Source organism: Anaeromassilibacillus senegalensis (assembly GCF_001261775.1).
GTDB classification, from domain to species: domain Bacteria; phylum Bacillota; class Clostridia; order Oscillospirales; family Acutalibacteraceae; genus Anaeromassilibacillus; species Anaeromassilibacillus senegalensis.
The window spans coordinates 765,412-781,844 of record NZ_LN868538.1; the positions used below are offsets into that span (position 1 = coordinate 765,412).

At 54.1% G+C, this 16,433-nt stretch carries 6 protein-coding genes; 4 read left to right on the plus strand and 2 right to left on the minus strand.

Going from position 1 to position 16,433, the window contains the following annotated elements:
• Positions 1–38 precede the first annotated feature (38 nt).
• Entirely contained in the window at positions 39–3,236 is a 3,198-nt protein-coding gene (locus tag BN2106_RS13785) for a response regulator (RefSeq protein ID WP_074017528.1), read from the minus strand.
• 630 nt (positions 3,237–3,866) lie between these two features.
• Here BN2106_RS13785 and BN2106_RS13790 point away from each other — a divergent pair.
• Genes BN2106_RS13790 through BN2106_RS13805 form a run of 4 tightly spaced genes read left to right on the plus strand, consistent with a single transcriptional unit; the run spans position 3,867 to position 14,575 of the window.
• Positions 3,867–6,011 carry an EAL domain-containing protein gene (locus tag BN2106_RS13790; protein WP_050699140.1) on the plus strand — a complete coding sequence of 715 codons (2,145 nt, stop codon included), beginning with the start codon at positions 3,867–3,869 and terminating at the stop codon, positions 6,009–6,011.
• A complete protein-coding gene (locus BN2106_RS13795) occupies positions 6,008–9,595 on the plus strand; it encodes a response regulator (protein WP_050699141.1) in 3,588 nt (1,195 codons plus the stop codon). The genes BN2106_RS13790 and BN2106_RS13795 overlap by 4 nt, the downstream gene beginning before the upstream one ends.
• A gap of 4 nt (positions 9,596–9,599) precedes the next feature.
• Complete coding sequence (locus BN2106_RS13800) at positions 9,600–9,971, plus strand: Hpt domain-containing protein (RefSeq protein WP_050699142.1); 372 nt, start codon at positions 9,600–9,602, stop codon at positions 9,969–9,971.
• Positions 9,968–14,575, plus strand: a complete 4,608-nt coding sequence (locus BN2106_RS13805; protein ID WP_242846334.1) for a hybrid sensor histidine kinase/response regulator — start codon at positions 9,968–9,970, stop codon at positions 14,573–14,575. The genes BN2106_RS13800 and BN2106_RS13805 overlap by 4 nt, the downstream gene beginning before the upstream one ends.
• 167 nt (positions 14,576–14,742) lie before the next feature.
• On the opposite strand, the gene BN2106_RS13810 is transcribed toward BN2106_RS13805, so the two are convergent.
• The gene (locus BN2106_RS13810) at positions 14,743–16,203 is read right to left on the minus strand and encodes a GntR family transcriptional regulator (RefSeq protein WP_082236517.1); all 1,461 of its coding nucleotides are present in this window, start codon (positions 16,201–16,203) and stop codon (positions 14,743–14,745) included.
• Positions 16,204–16,433: the final 230 nt, after the last annotated feature.

Genomic DNA, 16,433 nt, shown 5'->3' on the forward strand with positions numbered 1-16,433 from the left:
TCCTCATCTTTAATAAAGAACATTTTTACCGACAGCAGCTATATCTGGTTGGATAAAAACGCATGCATTTTTTCGTAAACCACTTTGATATCCAGCGGCTTCGAGATATGGGCATTCATCCCGGCTTCCCGGCTCTTCTGCTCATCCTCCGCAAAGGCGTTGGCCGTCATGGCAAAAATCGGGATACTGCGGGCGTCCGCGCGTTCCATTTTCCGGATTTGCCGGGTGGCTTCATAACCGTCCATCCGCGGCATCTGGACGTCCATCAGTATCAGGTCGTAGTGGCCCGGCCGCGACGCTTCAAATGTTTCGACTGCCTGACACCCATCCTCGACGGCATCCACCTCCGCGCCGGTGATCCCGATCAATTCCACAGCAATTTCCCGGTTGAGCGCGTTGTCTTCCGCCAGCAGGATGTGCTTTCCGTGAAAGTCGTATTCGGTGGGGTCGTACACTTTGGCGTCAAAGAGAGGCCGCTCCTGTTTCACACTGTCCAAGGCCTCCGCGATCGCAGACCCAAACAGGGGTTTTATGACTACACCGGCGGCGCCGGCCTTTTCAGCCGTCTGTTCAACTTCCATCTCATCGTAGGCCGTGATCAGTACGGCCGGACGCTTGCCGTCCCCCACAGCGCGAAGGCGGCGTATCATCTCCAGACTGTCCGCAGCCGGCATTTCCCAGTTCAGGAAACAGACATCGAAATCCGCTCCCCTGTTATGCGCCATTTCAGCACACAGAACCGCCTGTTCTCCGCTTTCGATCCATTCCGCCCGCGCCTGCATCTGAGTCAGCAGCGCAACGGTATGCTCGCGGGTGTCCCTGTCCCCATCCACCACGAGTACCCGCAGATTTTGATAACAGCCGGCATCCTTCCGCTGCTCCACTCTTTCAAACGGCAATTCAACGGTAAATGTGCTTCCGGAGCCCAACACGCTGGTCACCTGCACGCTGCCGCCCATCAGTTCAGTAAAACGCTTGACAATCGAAAGGCCAAGGCCGGTGCCGCCGTATTTACTGGTCACATTCGGGGTCTCCTGCTCAAAGGACTCAAATATCTTACTGTAGTTTTCCTCTGCAATTCCGCAGCCGGTATCGGTCACTTCGAATCGCAGCCGCAGCGTCTTCCCGTCCTGAGAAGTCTGTGAAATCCGCAATCGAACGGAACCGCCGGACGGCGTAAATTTGATGGCGTTGGAGAGAAGGTTGGACAATATCTGATTTAAACGCAGGGAATCCCCCGTTATCTGTTCATCCACCATACCCACCAATACGGTTTCATATGCAATGCCCTTCCCCTGGGCCTGTCCATAATATACGCTTCCCAGATTCTCCAAAAAGGCGCGGAAGTCAAAGCGTTCCTGTTTCAGCTCCACCTTGCCGCTTTCAATTTTTGACATATCCAGGACATCGTTGATCAGCGCCAGCAGATGCTTTGAGGAAATAGATACTTTCTTAAGGCAGTCCGCTACCTTGCTCTGATCATCCAAGTGCTGCATGGCGATGACGCTCATCCCGATGATCCCATTCAGCGGCGTGCGGATTTCATGGCTCATTCTGGAGAGAAACTCGCCCTTGGCGCGGCTCGCCGCCTCTGCTTTTTCCAGATTGCCCTGCATGACGGCAGCCCGGATCCGCGCCCGGCCTACCAGCAGCACAGCCGTCATAAGGATCAACAGGATAATCGCCATAATGGACAGGGCAACCATCGGATTTGCCGAAAGAAATTCCATCAAAGAAAACTGATTCACGCCGATGGAGACCATATTGCGGTTCATTATAGCGGTCTTCTCTTCCGCAGAAAGGCGGTTAATGGCCTTATTGAGGACGGTCAGCAAATCCGGATCCACAGGCCGCGCCAATGCCAGGCAGATGTCGCTCTGGTCGTTGACCAGCGTCACCGGCACCAAATTGGAAAAGTGATACCGCTGGATGTCCTGTTCCAGCCGGCTGGACAATCCGTAGATAAAGTCTGCCTCGCCCCGGTCTACCGCTGAAAGCGCCTGGGTAATACTGGGATACACGCGCACCGACGACGCGGGAATATCGCTGGGAAGCTGCTGGCCCTCAAGCACAGCACCCACCAGCCCTGCATCCGGATAGCTGGACATCTTGTTGCGTACCACAATGTTGTTCATACTCACATACGGCGAGGAAAGCGTCAGTCCCAGTTCGGCTGCGTCCGTCTCGTTTCCCAGAAAAAATCCCAGAACATCCGCTTTTCCCTGCTGCACCAACCGCACCGCGTCTATGTAATTTTCGGCATATACATAGCAGAACGTCAGGCCGGTAAAGGTTTTGATCTCCTCCAGCACCTCTGGAACCAGGCCGGGGTGCAGTTCTTCCGGCAATTCCTGGCAGTACAACGGGTGCCAGCTCTTTGGAACGGCAACTGAGAGCGTTTGTCTCTCTTTTACATACGCCAGGTCCCGGTCGTTAAGCTGGATATCCACCAGGCTGTCTGGAAAATTAACGGCGTAGCGCTCCGCGGCAAAGTTGGGATTCGCGTCTACGATCCGCTCCAATGCCATATTCAGGCCATCCAAAATTTCCTGATTCTCCGGGCCCGTCACAATATAATACGGCTGCGCGTCGTAGGAAGCCACCACGCGGAACGTTTTGCCCTCCACCATATTGCCCAGCAGCAAATCCACCTCTCCGCTTTCCAGATACGGATAAAAATTCCCATCGTCTGAAAGCTGTTCGTATGTAAGATACCGCAGATTACACTCCAAGCCGTTCATTGCCAAAAACTCCTTGAGGCGCCTGACATTTTCCACCGCCCGATCGTATACGCCGATGGTTTTTCCATTCATACTTTCCAAATTGAAACTGTTGACACTGCGGTCATCCCAGCGGGCCAGGATCGTTGAACGGCTGTAGCCCGTATTATAATCTGGATAGGCATAATATTGTTCCATTCCAGGCAGGTAATAGACCCCGCCGATCAGCTCGTAGTCCCCGTTCTCCAATTCCTGCAACATGTCCTGTCCGGTCGTAGCCACATACTCGTATTCCCAGCCGGTGTATTTGGCAATCTCATTGAGGTAGTCCACGACCAGCCCATGACGGGTGCCGTCCGGCGCTGTCTGGCTCAGCCCCTTTACCTCTGGAAAGGCAACCCGAACTACACGGTTCTTTTCCTCCGCATGGGCAGATCCGCACAGCGTCAAAACCAGAAGCAGGCCCAGTAAGACGGATATGCTGCGCTGCATGTACTTTGTGAATGCTGTTATCATATATTAACCAAGCTCCTTATAAACAATCGGTCATACTCTCAGCTATTTTATCATTGTAACACAAAAAATGGTAACTGCAACGATAAAAAATATTTGCACCCTGCCTGTTTCTTTTCGGCTGTATTTCTGTGGCAGGTATGGACTCCATTCAGGACGGATTCTTCCGCTGCGCCAGTTTCAGCGAACAAAAATACCGATTTTACGCCGGACAGCCCTCTCCGTCAAACAACAATTGTTAAAATAAACAAATTTTCGACAGGAAATTTTATTGCGATTTTGAATGTGATAATCTCATTATAGGTTGATTTAAATTTGATAAAATAATTTAATACGGATTGTGGACATCGATTGGATTGGTGGACATACAAAAGGGCAGCTGCATACGGTTGCCCTTTTGCCTTGTACCGGCATTTTTTATTACGTACGGTTTGCACTGGGAAGCTCTTTTGCCTCAGTGTCATTGCCAATCCAAGAGGTTTTTGCTATAGTTTAATTTGCATATGAGCAACACCGCTTTTTAATCTATAATAAAGGACCGATCCTGAATCAGCAAAGCAGTACGCTTACATAGAAACAATTTATAAAAAGCCGCAGGCCTGAAAATCACGCTGGGTAAAAGAGGTAGGAACAATGATCGCAAAGAAGAAAATTCTGGTAGTAGAAGACAATACGCTCAACCGCATGCTCCTGTGCCAGATTCTGGCCAACGACTACGACGTCGTGGAAGCGGAAAACGGAAAGCAGGCGCTCGAAATATTGGAGCAGGAAGGAGAACGGATCTCCCTGATTCTGCTCGATATTGTTATGCCGGTCATGGATGGGTATACCTTTTTATCCATTGTAAAGGCAAGCCCCTCCTACTCTCTGATTCCGGTGATCGTGACGACGCAGAGCGACAGTGAATTGGACGAGGTTGCCGCCCTTTCCCACGGCGCCGCCGACTTTGTGGCCAAGCCGTACCGGCCGCAGATTATCCTGCACCGGGTAGCCAGCATCATCCATCTGCGGGAGACTGCCGCCATGATCAACCTGATCCAGTACGACAGCCTGACGGGGCTTTACAGCAAAGCGTTCTTCTACCAGCGCGTAAAGGAAACCCTTCTGCAGCGTCCCGACCAGGAATTTGACATCATCTGTTCAGACATCGTCAATTTCAAGCTGATCAATGACATCTTCGGCGTCCCTGCGGGGGACCGGATTCTCTGCGGAATTGCGGACTTGTATCTTACTCATTCGGGCAGCCGGGCGATTTGCTGCCGTTTCAACGCGGACCAGTTCGCCTGCCTGTTGGAACGCCGGTGGGAATATACGGACGAAATGTTCCAACAGGCCTGCGCGGAGATCAGCGCCCTGCCCCATGCGAAGAACGTGGTGATGAAGTGGGGAATTTACCACGTGGAGAACCGGAATATCCCGGTTGAGCAGATGTGTGACCGCGCCATTCTGGCAGCCCGCACAATCAAAGGGCAGTACGGAAAGTATTTTGCCAAATACGACGATAATCTGCGCAACAAGCTGTTGTGGGAGCAGACGGTCACAAATAATATGGACGCCGCGCTGCAGGAAAAACAGTTTGAAATCTATCTGCAGCCCAAATTCCGGATCAAAGATAACCGGCTGGCCGGCGCAGAAGCCCTGGTCCGCTGGAAGCATCCGGAGTGGGGCATGCAGTCCCCCGCCCAGTTTATCCCGCTGTTTGAACGGAACGGCTTTATTACCAAGCTGGACCAGTATGTGTGGGACCGGGCCTGCGAGGTCCTTCAGGATTGGGACCGCAAAGGGTACCCGCCTATCGCGGTTTCGGTCAACGTATCCCGGGCCGATATCTACAATGCGGATCTGGAGGATATTTTACAACGAACCATAAAGAAATACGAACTTCCGCCCGCACGCCTCCATCTGGAAATCACGGAGAGCGCCTATACTGAAACGCCAAAGCAGATTGTCGACGTGGTCGGTCATCTGCGGGAACTGGGCTTTATCATTGAAATGGATGATTTCGGCGCCGGCTATTCTTCCCTGAATATGCTCAACGAAATGCCGGTCGATATTTTAAAGCTGGATATGAAATTCATCCAGAGCGAAACGGCAAAGCCGGCCAACCAGGGGATTCTTCGCTTTATCATCAGCCTGGCCCGCTGGATGTCTCTGAGTGTGGTTGCCGAGGGCGTCGAAACGCAGGAACAGCTGGAACGCCTCCGGGCGATCGGCTGCGACTTTGCACAGGGATACTATATTGGAAAGCCGATGCCGGTTAAGGACTTTGAGGTGCTTTTGCAGCAAAGCCCCCCTCCCCTGGACTGCGGAGAGGAATCGCTGCACCGCGCACAGGAGCGTCAGAATCAGATTCTGCTGCTCGTCGACGAGGACGCGGGCTATCGGAATGAGGTCCGGAAGGCGCTGGGAGACCGTTTCCAGATCGTCGAAGCGGCGGATGGACGAACCGCTCTGGCTTCCATCGCGGTATACGATCGGCGGATTGCCGCCGCTGTTTTGAGCATGACCCTGCCGGAAGAGAGCGGCTTTGAGGTACTGGAAGCATTGCAGCGGGAAAAAGCCTTCTGCCGTATCCCTACCGTTGCCACAGGTCCGGCGGGAATGCAATTGGAAGGAAAAGCATTTGCGGCCGGCGCCGATGATTTTGCAGCAAAGCCCCACCTGCAAACAAGCCTGTTAAAACGGATCCAGCATGTCATATACGCCAGCGCATTTGAAGAGGAGATGCCCGACGCGGCACCGGACGGTTGTGGGCTGTTAGGGGGGCAGAATTCATGAAATACGGTATGACGCCGGCAGAAACATTGGAAATCTTCTGCCGGACCTGGTTTGAACAGCGCGACCTGGAGGGACTTCTTCCGTATTTGTCGGAGGATGTGGATTTCGTCGGCACAGGCTGGAAAGAAACTGCTCAGGGCAAGGCCGAGATGGTCGACTATCTGCGGCAGGATATCCAGGAGATCACGGAACCCTTTACCCTTCATTTTTCTGTCATCCATGAGCACTATCTCACAGAGGAGATATGCAGCCTATCCGTCAAGGCAACCCTGAGAAATTCCCTCTATGCCTGGCCGCTGCGGGGCTTTTTCACACTGGCCCGGCGGGACGGCGTCTGGCTGATCGAGAGCTTTCATTTTGCGGAGCCGGGTCCCAGCCAGCGGGAAACAGAGCATTATCCCGGAACGCTCGTGATGGAAAACATTGTCCGGCAGCGCCAGGAGCTGCTGAATGACTCGGTGCCCGGCGGTATGATGGGCGGATATATTGCGGAGGGATTCCCCTTTTATTTCATCAACCAGCATATGCTGGAGCACCTGGGGTACGCGGATGAGGCGGATTTTGTCGCGGACATCGGGGGGCTGATCTCCAACTGTATGCATCCGGACGATCGGGAACCGGTGGACGCTTCGGTTGCCCGCCAGCTGAAAACCGGTGATGAATATGTTGTGGAATACCGGATGCGCAAAAAAGACGGCTCCTACATCTGGGTGCACGACGTTGGACGGCAGATAACCGACGAAACCGGACGGCCGGCGATTATATCGGTCTGTATGGATATTACAGCGCAGCGCAAAGCCCAGGAGGAGGTCCTGCAGCTTTACAATCATATTCCCGGCGCAGTCTTCCGCTGCCGGTACGACGCCGGTTTTTCCGTCATTGCCGCCAACGACGGCCTGTTTGATTTTATCGGCTATTCGCGTGAGGAGTTCGCCGCCATGGGCAATCGGATGTCCGCGGTCAGCAGCCCGGAGGACGTTGCGGAAATTACAGCTGCCATTCACGCGCAGCTGCTCAAGGGGGACGCTATTCACGGTGAAACCCGCCTGATTTGCAAAGATGGGACGGTAAAATGGGTCTCCCTCAAGGCACAGCGGGTGGTGGAAAAGGACGGGGAATCCTATCTTTACTGCGTCCTGGTGGATGTTACAGAGGAAAAGCAGCTGCAACAGCAGATCCGCGAGCTCTATGAAAAAGAACTGGCCTATTTTGCAGAAATGGCCTCCGCGGAGGGCTGCATTCAGGGAAGCATCAACCTCACACAGAACCGGGTGGAGAGCTATTTGGCAAATACCGACGTAGCGGTCGCGCATAACGGGGATTCCTATGACGAGGTGATTATGACCCTGGCAGCGACCGCCGTGGACGCCGCATACGGAAATGAAATCCTCAACACCCTGAGCCGTGAGCGCGTATTGGCCGATTATACAGCTGGCAAGGTGGATTATCGTCTCGACTATCTGCGCAGGAGCCACGCCGGCGGGGTTTTTTGGGCAAATACGAGCCTGCGCACCACCCGGGACCCGGAGACGGGGGATATCATCGTCTTCTTCTATACGCTGGATGTCACGGAAAAGCGGCTGCTGGAACGGCTGCTCGACAACATCGCCCGGCTGGATTACGATATTATCACAGAAATCGATCTGACGCGCGGGTCCTACCGGCTGGTCGCCTGCGACCGTGACTGGGAACAGACGATCCCGTCTGAAGGAAATTTCCAAAAGGAAATCCAGTTGGTTGCAGATCGCTGTATGGACAAGGAAACCAGGACGTTCTTCCTTGGAAAACTGGATTTTACCTTTATGAAGCAGCAGCTGGCAGAGCAGGACTCTTACACCTTTATCGCGGAGGTCCAGGAAAAGGGCAGTGTAAAGGCAGTCAAGCGCTTCCAGATTTTCTATATCAACAAAGAAATGGGACGCGTCTGCATGACGCGCACCGACGTCACCGACGTCGTCCGCCAGGAACAGCGGCAGAAGGAAGAACTGGCCTCCGCCCTGTTGGCCGCGGAGCAGGCAAATGCCGCCAAATCCGATTTTCTCTCCCGCATGAGCCATGAAATCCGCACGCCGATGAACGCCATTATCGGCATGAGCACCATTGCGGCACAGCACATCGGTGAGGACGACCAGGTGGCGGACTGCATCTCCAAAATCGGGATTTCCTCCCGCTTCCTGCTCTCCCTGATCAACGATATTCTGGATATGAGCCGGATTGAGAGCGGAAAGATGCTCATGAAAAGTGAGAAGATTCCAACGGAGGAGTTTCTAAGCGGCATCAATTCCATCTGTTACAGCCAGGCCGCCGCAAAGGGTGTGGAATTTGAGTGCATCGTCGATCCGGTGCTGGATGATTACTACATCGGCGACGCGATGCGGCTGCAGCAGGTGCTGCTCAATATTTTAAGCAACGCAATCAAATTCACCGGAGAGAGCGGAAAGGTCACGTTCTCCGCCTCCCAACGCCGCAAAGCAAAAAACGACGCCGTGCTGCGTTTCATTGTCAACGACACGGGCGTGGGTATGAGCGACGAATTCCTTCCCCACCTCTTTGAGCCGTTTTCCCAGGAGTCCACCGGCACGACCTCTCTGTACGGCGGAACCGGTCTGGGCTTGGCCATCTGCAAGAACATTGTGGACCTGATGGACGGAAAAATCACTGTGCGGTCAATCAAGGGGATCGGCACAGAATTCACCGTTGACGTCAAACTGGGCATTACAGAGGAGGAGAAGCTCCGCCACAACCAAAAAAAGCAGCATTACAACTTTTCGCATCTGAAGACGCTGGTGGTGGACGACGATGTGGCCGTCTGCGAAAGCGCTGTCGTCACCCTGCGCGAAATGGGGGTCACGGCGGAATGGGTGGACAGCGGGCGCAAGGCTGTCGACCGGGTGAGCGCCCTTTGGGGAAAAGGCGAATTCTACGATATGATCCTGATCGACTGGAAAATGCCGGAGATGGACGGGCTGGAGACCGCCCGGCGCATCCGCGGCATTGTCGGCCCGGAAGTCACGATCATCATCATAACCGCCTACGACTGGATCCCCATTGAGCATGAGGCAAAGCTGGCGGGCGTCAACCTGCTGATGAGTAAGCCGATGTTCAAAACATCGCTCGTCTCAGCGTTTACAAAAGCATTGGGAGAAAAAGAGGAGCAGGCACAGCAGACAGCCGCCATCGATTACAATTTCACCGGGAAGCGCGTGCTGCTGGTGGAAGATAACCAGATCAATACCGAAGTCGCCATGGCACTCCTGCAAAGCAAGGGCTTTGAGGTGGAAACCGCGGGCAACGGCCTGCGGGCATTGGAGGTCTTCAGCAAATCCTCCGTGGGGTATTACAACGCGATCCTGATGGATATCCGGATGCCGCTCATGGACGGCCTGACCGCCGCGATGAATATCCGGCATCTCAGCAACGCCGACGCAGGGACCATCCCGATCATCGCCATGACAGCCAACGCCTTTGACGACGACATAGAAAAGAGCAAGGCCGCGGGCATGAACGCTCACCTTGCCAAACCGATTGAGCCGGACCGGCTCTTCCAAACTCTGTATGATTTTATCTTCGGAAAGGAGGTTTGAGAAGATGCAGGAATTAAAAGACGCCTTTGCCGCCTATGGCGCCGATTATGAGGCAACCATGAGGCGCTTTATGGGCAGCCAACCGATGTACCTGCGGTTTCTGGACATGTTTTTCCAGGACGATAGCCTGCAAAAGTTGGGTGCAGCACTGGACGCCGGCGACCTGAACGCCGCTTTTGAGGCGGCGCACACCCTGAAGGGAACTTCCGGCAACATGGGGCTGGCGCCCCTTTACGCGGCGGTCTGCGCCATTGTGGAACCACTGCGTACCGGAACGGCACGAGGCGACTACCCGGTTCTGTACCAGGTGATTCAGGCGGAGTACCAGAAAGCAGACGCTTTTCGGCACAGCCTGAAAAGGGGGGACCCGGTATGACAGCGGGCGATCTGTTTTCCATGGACCAGATGACGGACATATTGGATGGCTTCCCGTCCGCTGTTTTTGTTCACGCAGCCGCGGACGGGAAGCTGCTCTACGCAAACCGTTTGGCAAAGGACTGGTTTCCCGAGATCAACGGGGCAGATCCAGTCCTGGGCCTCTTTTTCCCCTGCCTTTACGTTTGTGCCGATGAGCCGGACGCCGTACAGGAATATCGCCATCCCGGCAGCCACCGCGCGTACCGGCGCACCGGAAAGCGCATCCAATGGGCCGGCAGGGACGCATTTGTCACCTATCTGGAAGAAGCAGCCTGTCAAAAAGCAGAAAACGAACGGGACGCAACGTTTGAAGAAACGCTGCAGGAAATCCTCAGCGGCCTCCCCTGCGGCCTGTGCATTTACCAGGCTGACGAAGACCGTATCACTCCGATCCTGCACAATCAGGCTTTTTATGAGATCATGGGATACTCCGAAGCGAATATCCGCAGCGTGGAACAGGAAACCTCCTATTTGAACGTCCACCCAGAGGACCTGGAATCTTTGCGCCAAAAAATAGATCAATTGATCCGGCACGGCGGCCCCTTACGGGAAACCTACCGGCTTTGGAACGATACCCGTGGGGAATACCGCTGGATTCAGCTGAGTGCGTCTACACACACCCATAAAGACGGCCAAAAACGGTTTTACGGCATTTACAGCGACGTCAGTGAGCAAAAGCGGCTGGAACAGAAATTGACCGACGCAAATAAGCAAATGTATGATATCATCAACGCGATCCCCGGCGGCATTGCGATCTATAAGGTCTCTGATATCTTTGAAACAGTGTATTTCTCCGACGGCATACCGGAACTCTCCGGATATACCGTACAGGAATACCGGAAGCTGGTTAAGGACGACGCTGCCATTCTGATTTATCCGGACGACACCGCGATGGTGGTTAACACCGTTTGGGAGGCAATCCGGAACCACACTGTGGCGGATTTAGAATTCCGGAAACAGCACCGGGACGGACACATTGTCTGGGTTCGCGCGCAGGCAAAGCAGATCGGTGAGGAAGACGGCTGTCCTCTGCTCCATTGCGTTTTCCACAACATTTCCGCACTCAAGGAAACCCAGCAGGAACTGAATCACCTTGTCAATTCCATTCCGGGCGGCATCGCCAGCTACCGGATTGTAAACAATCACTTTGTCCCCAGCTTTTTCTCCGATGGCGTCGCCGCCCTCTCCGGCCACACCCGCGAAGAATATGAAGCCCTCCTCAACGGAGACGTGCTCAACACGGTCTATCCGCCGGACCGGAAACGGGTTTTTGCCGCGGTAAAGGCCTCCGTTCAGAGCGGAGAAACACTGGACCTTTCCTACCGCACGCGCCACAAGGACGGAACCGTGATCTGGGTTCACTTAAACGGGCAGCGTATCGACCCACTGTCCGACGCCTGCCGCTTTTACGCCGTGTTTACCGGCATGCCGCCGGAAGCCCGGCTGTTTCAGAGCATCGCCAATGACACCGGCGATGAAATCTACGTCATTGATCAAAAAACCTATGAACTGCTGTACGTCAACGAATCTGAACACGTTTTTTCAAAGGGCAGCAGCTGCGTTGGGCAAAAATGCTACGCGGCCCTGCAGGGAAAAAATAAGCCCTGCGCGTTTTGCACACTGAAAAAGCGGGCGGCGGACGGCGTGGAGCATCTGATGGAACTCGGGGATTCCAACCGGTTTTTCAGCACCCGCTTCCGGGAGATGGACTGGAATGGGATTCCCGCCTATGTAAAATTTGTACGGGACGTCACCCAGGAGGTCTTGACCCGCAGGGAGAAAGAGCGGCTGGAGATTTATTTCCGAACCGTGGTGGATGCATTGCCCGGCGGGGTCTCTGTCGTTCACATGGGGACGGACGGCGCAATGACCACCGAATTTATTTCGGACGGTTTTGCCACCATGACCCGCATGAGCCTGGAGGAAGCAACCCGGCTGTATAAGCACGACGCCCTCGCGGGCATTCACCCGGACGACGCGGCGAAAATCCGGCAGCAACTGGATCACTGCATTGCCTCCGGCGGCGACCGCTGCGAGCTCATCGGCCGTCTGCAGCTGGGCGGCGGCGGATACCTCTGGCTCAAGAGCAACCTGTCCATCAAAAGGATGAACGACGGAAGCCTGATGCTCTATTCTGTTTATACCGACATCAGTGCTTCCGTGGAGGAAAAGGCGCAAATCCGCCGCCAATACGAAAACCTCCTGCTTCAGCATTACCGCATGGCCGGCCCCAACGAGCTTGTTCTCGGACACTGTAATATCACACAAAACCGCATTTTGGAAATTCTGGACTACACCAATTCGGACCTCCTGCAGACCTTTGGAACCAATCGCGAGGCGTTTTTCACCGGCATCGCAAGCCTTGTGGTAGACGAAGCCGAACGGCGGGCCTTTTTAAATCTGTATCTCAACAAGCCCGCTCTTGAGGCATTCTTCCGCCATGAAACAGAACAGATTCTCAAATGCTTCATCAAGCTGCCCAAGGAACCCCACGGACGCTATGTTCAGTTTAAGGTAAATCTGGTGGAAACGCCGGACACCGGAGACATCACCGGTGTCCTGACGGTGACGGACATCACCGAACAAACCATATCCGACCGGATCCTGCACCAGCTTTCCGTCACCAGTTATGATTACGTCATTGATCTGAACCTGACGGAGGATTCCTTTACTGTTCTGACTTGCAGCAGGAATGCCCCATATGTTCCGCCTCCCTGCGGATGCCATTCCGAACGGGTTGCTGACATGGTGCAGCATGCGGTCGCGCCAAAGGACCGGAAACGGTATGCAGCCGCTCTGGACCCGGATGAAATCCGGCAGCGGCTGCAGAAGGAGAATCCCTATACCATTTCCTATTGCCTGATCACCGAAAAGGGGGATATTCTGACCAAGAATATGACCGTATCCGCCGTGGACCTGCGGCTTGGGCGGGTCTGCCTGGTCTGCTCCGACATTACGGAATCCGTGCGGGAGGAACAGAGCCTTTTGAATATGATGGCCTACACGTTCGAACGCATGGGACTTCTTCACATCAGCAGCGGACGGTTCACGATGTATACCCGCCAAACCGTGCTGGAAAATCTCTCCCCCTACGTAATGGAGTGCTATGAGGACAAACTGGAGACCTTTACCGAAAAATACGGTACAGAAAAAGACCGGGAAGAAATCATCAACCAGTTCCGCACAGAGACCATTTTGCAGCGGCTTTCAGAACAGCCAAATGGGTATGATTTTGTTTTCCCTTACCGGTCGGCAAAAGGGCTGCGATACAAGCAGATCAATATGCTGTGGGGTGATGATAACCACAGCATGGTTTGTATGGTACGCGCGGATGTGACGGAAATGCTTGCTGCAGAGCGGAAGTCCAAGCAGGATCTGGAAAACGCGCTCGCACTGGCGGAGGAAGCCAACCGGGCCAAAAGCGATTTTCTCTCCGCTATGAGCCACGATATCCGCACGCCGATGAACGCCATCATGGGCATGACGACACTGGCGCGCGCCCATTTGGACAACCGCGAACGGGTGGAGGATTGCCTGCGAAAGATCTCCGTTTCCAGCAGGCATTTGCTGAGCCTGGTCAACGACATCCTGGATATGAGCAAAATTGAGCAGTCCAAAGTTCCTCTGAATCATATGCCGGTTGACCTGCCGGATCTGATCGAGCAGCTTACCGCGATCATTGAACCGCAGGCCCAGGAAACCGGGCTGCACTTTACCGCCCGAACCGCGCAGGTGTCCCACAGAAGTTTTCTCGGGGACGCCCTGCGCATCAACCAGATCCTGATCAACCTGCTGAGCAACGCGGTCAAGTTTACGCCGGAAGGCGGCCGGGTGGACTTTCTGGCAGAGGAGATCCCGCCCGTCAGAAACGGATGGATTCGCTACCGGTTCACCATTCGTGACACGGGGATTGGAATGGTTCCGGAGTTCCTGGAGCACGTCTTCTCCCCCTTCGCCCGCGGACGCGCCGCAGCCCAGGTTGAGGGGACGGGGCTGGGGTTGAGCATCACCAAGGGCCTGGTGGAATTGATGGGGGGAACCATTTCTGTGGAAAGCCAGGTTGGCCGAGGTTCCACCTTCCGGGTGGAGCTGGAATGTGAAGATGCGCCGCGGGGGACTGTTCAGGCAGACATGTCCGGTACGGAGCCTTCCAGCACCGTTAAGCGCAATCTGCTTGCCGGCCGCACCTTTCTGGTCGTGGAGGACAATGCCATCAACGCAGAAATCCTGTGCGAACTCCTCAGTCTGGAAGGCGCTCAGGCCGTTGTCCGGACAGATGGCACGCAGGCAGTGCACGCAGTCCAAACGATGTCCCCCAATAGCTATGACGCTATCCTGATGGACATTCAGATGCCCAAAATGAACGGCTATGAAGCCGCCCGTGCGATTCGGAAACTGGATCGGAACGATGCAGCGGCCATTCCGATCATCGCCATGACCGCCAACGCTTTTGCCGAGGACATCCAGTCGGCCCTGGACGCCGGTATGGACGCCCATGTGGCAAAACCGATCGATATGAACGTACTGCGGGCCGCTTTGGACAAGGTGCTGCAAAAACGATAGAACAGGTTGTGCCGAACATTTTCCTTCGGGGCAAGCCCGTGCAGGCAAAACGCCCGCGAAATCCGGTAAAAAACGGATTTCGCGGGCGTTTCGCTGTCATTTTAAAATGGTCCTAACCACACACTCTCTGAAACAGAACGCTGTAAACGCGGACTCTGTTCACGTTTTTAGCTCTTTTCCGGAATCAGCACCCTGCCGGCCTCCTCGACGCCCATCTGTACCAGATGCTCCACCACAAATCGGTTTTCATAAATCAAGAGCTCCTCCAGCCTGGTGGAAAATCGGACTGCATCGGACCGCTCCAGGCATTCCGTCATGTAATCATAATAAGGGGCATACAGTGCATTGACCGCCTCGGCGTCTCCGTGCAGTCCGCCCAGGGGATACCCCCACCAAAGCTGCTTTAACAGCTCCGAATAGACGCTTTGGATCGTTTGATAGGGGGAAAACCGCGCGACCAGCTCGAGGGTAGTATAAACGAGCGCACCGTACTTCCGTTTGTCCCTCAGCTCATACCATTTTTGTTTCCACTGGCGAACCGCTTCCGCATCCATTGCCTGAAGGGTCAGCGTACTGACCGCCTTGCCGGAAAGCGCGAACAGCTGCAGGCTCTGGGTAAAATCCATTAACCGCCCTCGAACCGCCGGTTTGGTAAAATTGCAGTTTTCCGCACATTCCGTAGGCGAAAGGACCTGCAGCCGGGCCCCCTTTGACGATTTTACAACGCCGATACATCTCAGGACGTCGAGTGCACGGCGCAGTGTAATACTGGAGACCTTCTTTATTTCTGTCAATTCCTTTTGCGTGGGCAGACGGCTGCCGACCGGATACTTGCCGCGGCAAATTTCCACCAAAAGCTCCCACGCCAGAGAATAACAAAGCTGCGAAGGTTTTTTGTACGTATTCCAGCAAAAGCCGATTTCCTGTTCCGGTGGAGGCATTGTAATTCTGGTTCTGTAAAACTGATCCAACGCGCGGGAAATCTGGGTCTGGAAATCGTCTATATGGATTTGAAGCGCCGCCCAGTTTTTCTCGCGGCAAAAGCGCACGACGTTTGGCACATAGTCTGCCAGCGTGTCAAAGTATTGCAGGTTTTCTATCAGGCTGAAAAACGGCGCCTGAAAAAACATAAATATTTGCCAGGCGATGCGCATAAGGAGGTCATTTCCCAGAGATGCATATTTGTACGACAGGTGCTGCAGCGCGGAATACGGCGGCAGAAGCCCGTACCGGGCAATTTCTTCTATATGGCACAGCGTCTCCGGAGATGCGTTTTTCAGTCCTGCCCACTGGGCGTTCCCAAAGAGAGGCTGTATGCATTTGCTCAGGTCAAGCAGCGCGCTTTTTCGGCTCGCAAAATAATTTTGAACAAACCGCTCAACTTCTTCCTCGCTGTATCGCACCTGTACCCTTGCACCAACATTGGTGGAGAGGGAAATATAGCCTTCCTCCTTCAGACGGCCATAGGCTGGGCGTATCGTATCAATTGCAACCAGAAACCATTTGCCTGCTTCCATCATGGTAGGAAGCGTGTCACGGTAATGATACGTGCCAAATTGAATCTGCGTGCGCAGAACCCGGTAGACAACCTGGCGCGATTCCATATACCCCTCTGTGTGATTTTTCAAATCTACCCCTCCGCGTATGCAAACGTTTTTATGATATATAGTATATCATTCTCCCCACCGTATTTCTATATTTTCCGTTTGGTTCAGACAGTCATTGCTATTTTTTTCAACTCTTGCTATACTTATGATTAATTGTAATGTGATCTCAGGTATTCCCGCAGAAGATTGTATACAATGCAGTTTTTTCTCTTTTACAAGCCTGTAGACCTGGATTCCGGCGCGCTGTTGTT

Coding starts and splice junctions, on each gene's coding strand:
- BN2106_RS13785 (WP_074017528.1), bottom strand. CDS start 3,236: ATGATAACAGCATTCACAAAGTACATGCAGCGCAGCATATCCGTCTTA.
- BN2106_RS13790 (WP_050699140.1), top strand. CDS start 3,867: ATGATCGCAAAGAAGAAAATTCTGGTAGTAGAAGACAATACGCTCAAC.
- BN2106_RS13795 (WP_050699141.1), top strand. CDS start 6,008: ATGAAATACGGTATGACGCCGGCAGAAACATTGGAAATCTTCTGCCGG.
- BN2106_RS13800 (WP_050699142.1), top strand. CDS start 9,600: ATGCAGGAATTAAAAGACGCCTTTGCCGCCTATGGCGCCGATTATGAG.
- BN2106_RS13805 (WP_242846334.1), top strand. CDS start 9,968: ATGACAGCGGGCGATCTGTTTTCCATGGACCAGATGACGGACATATTG.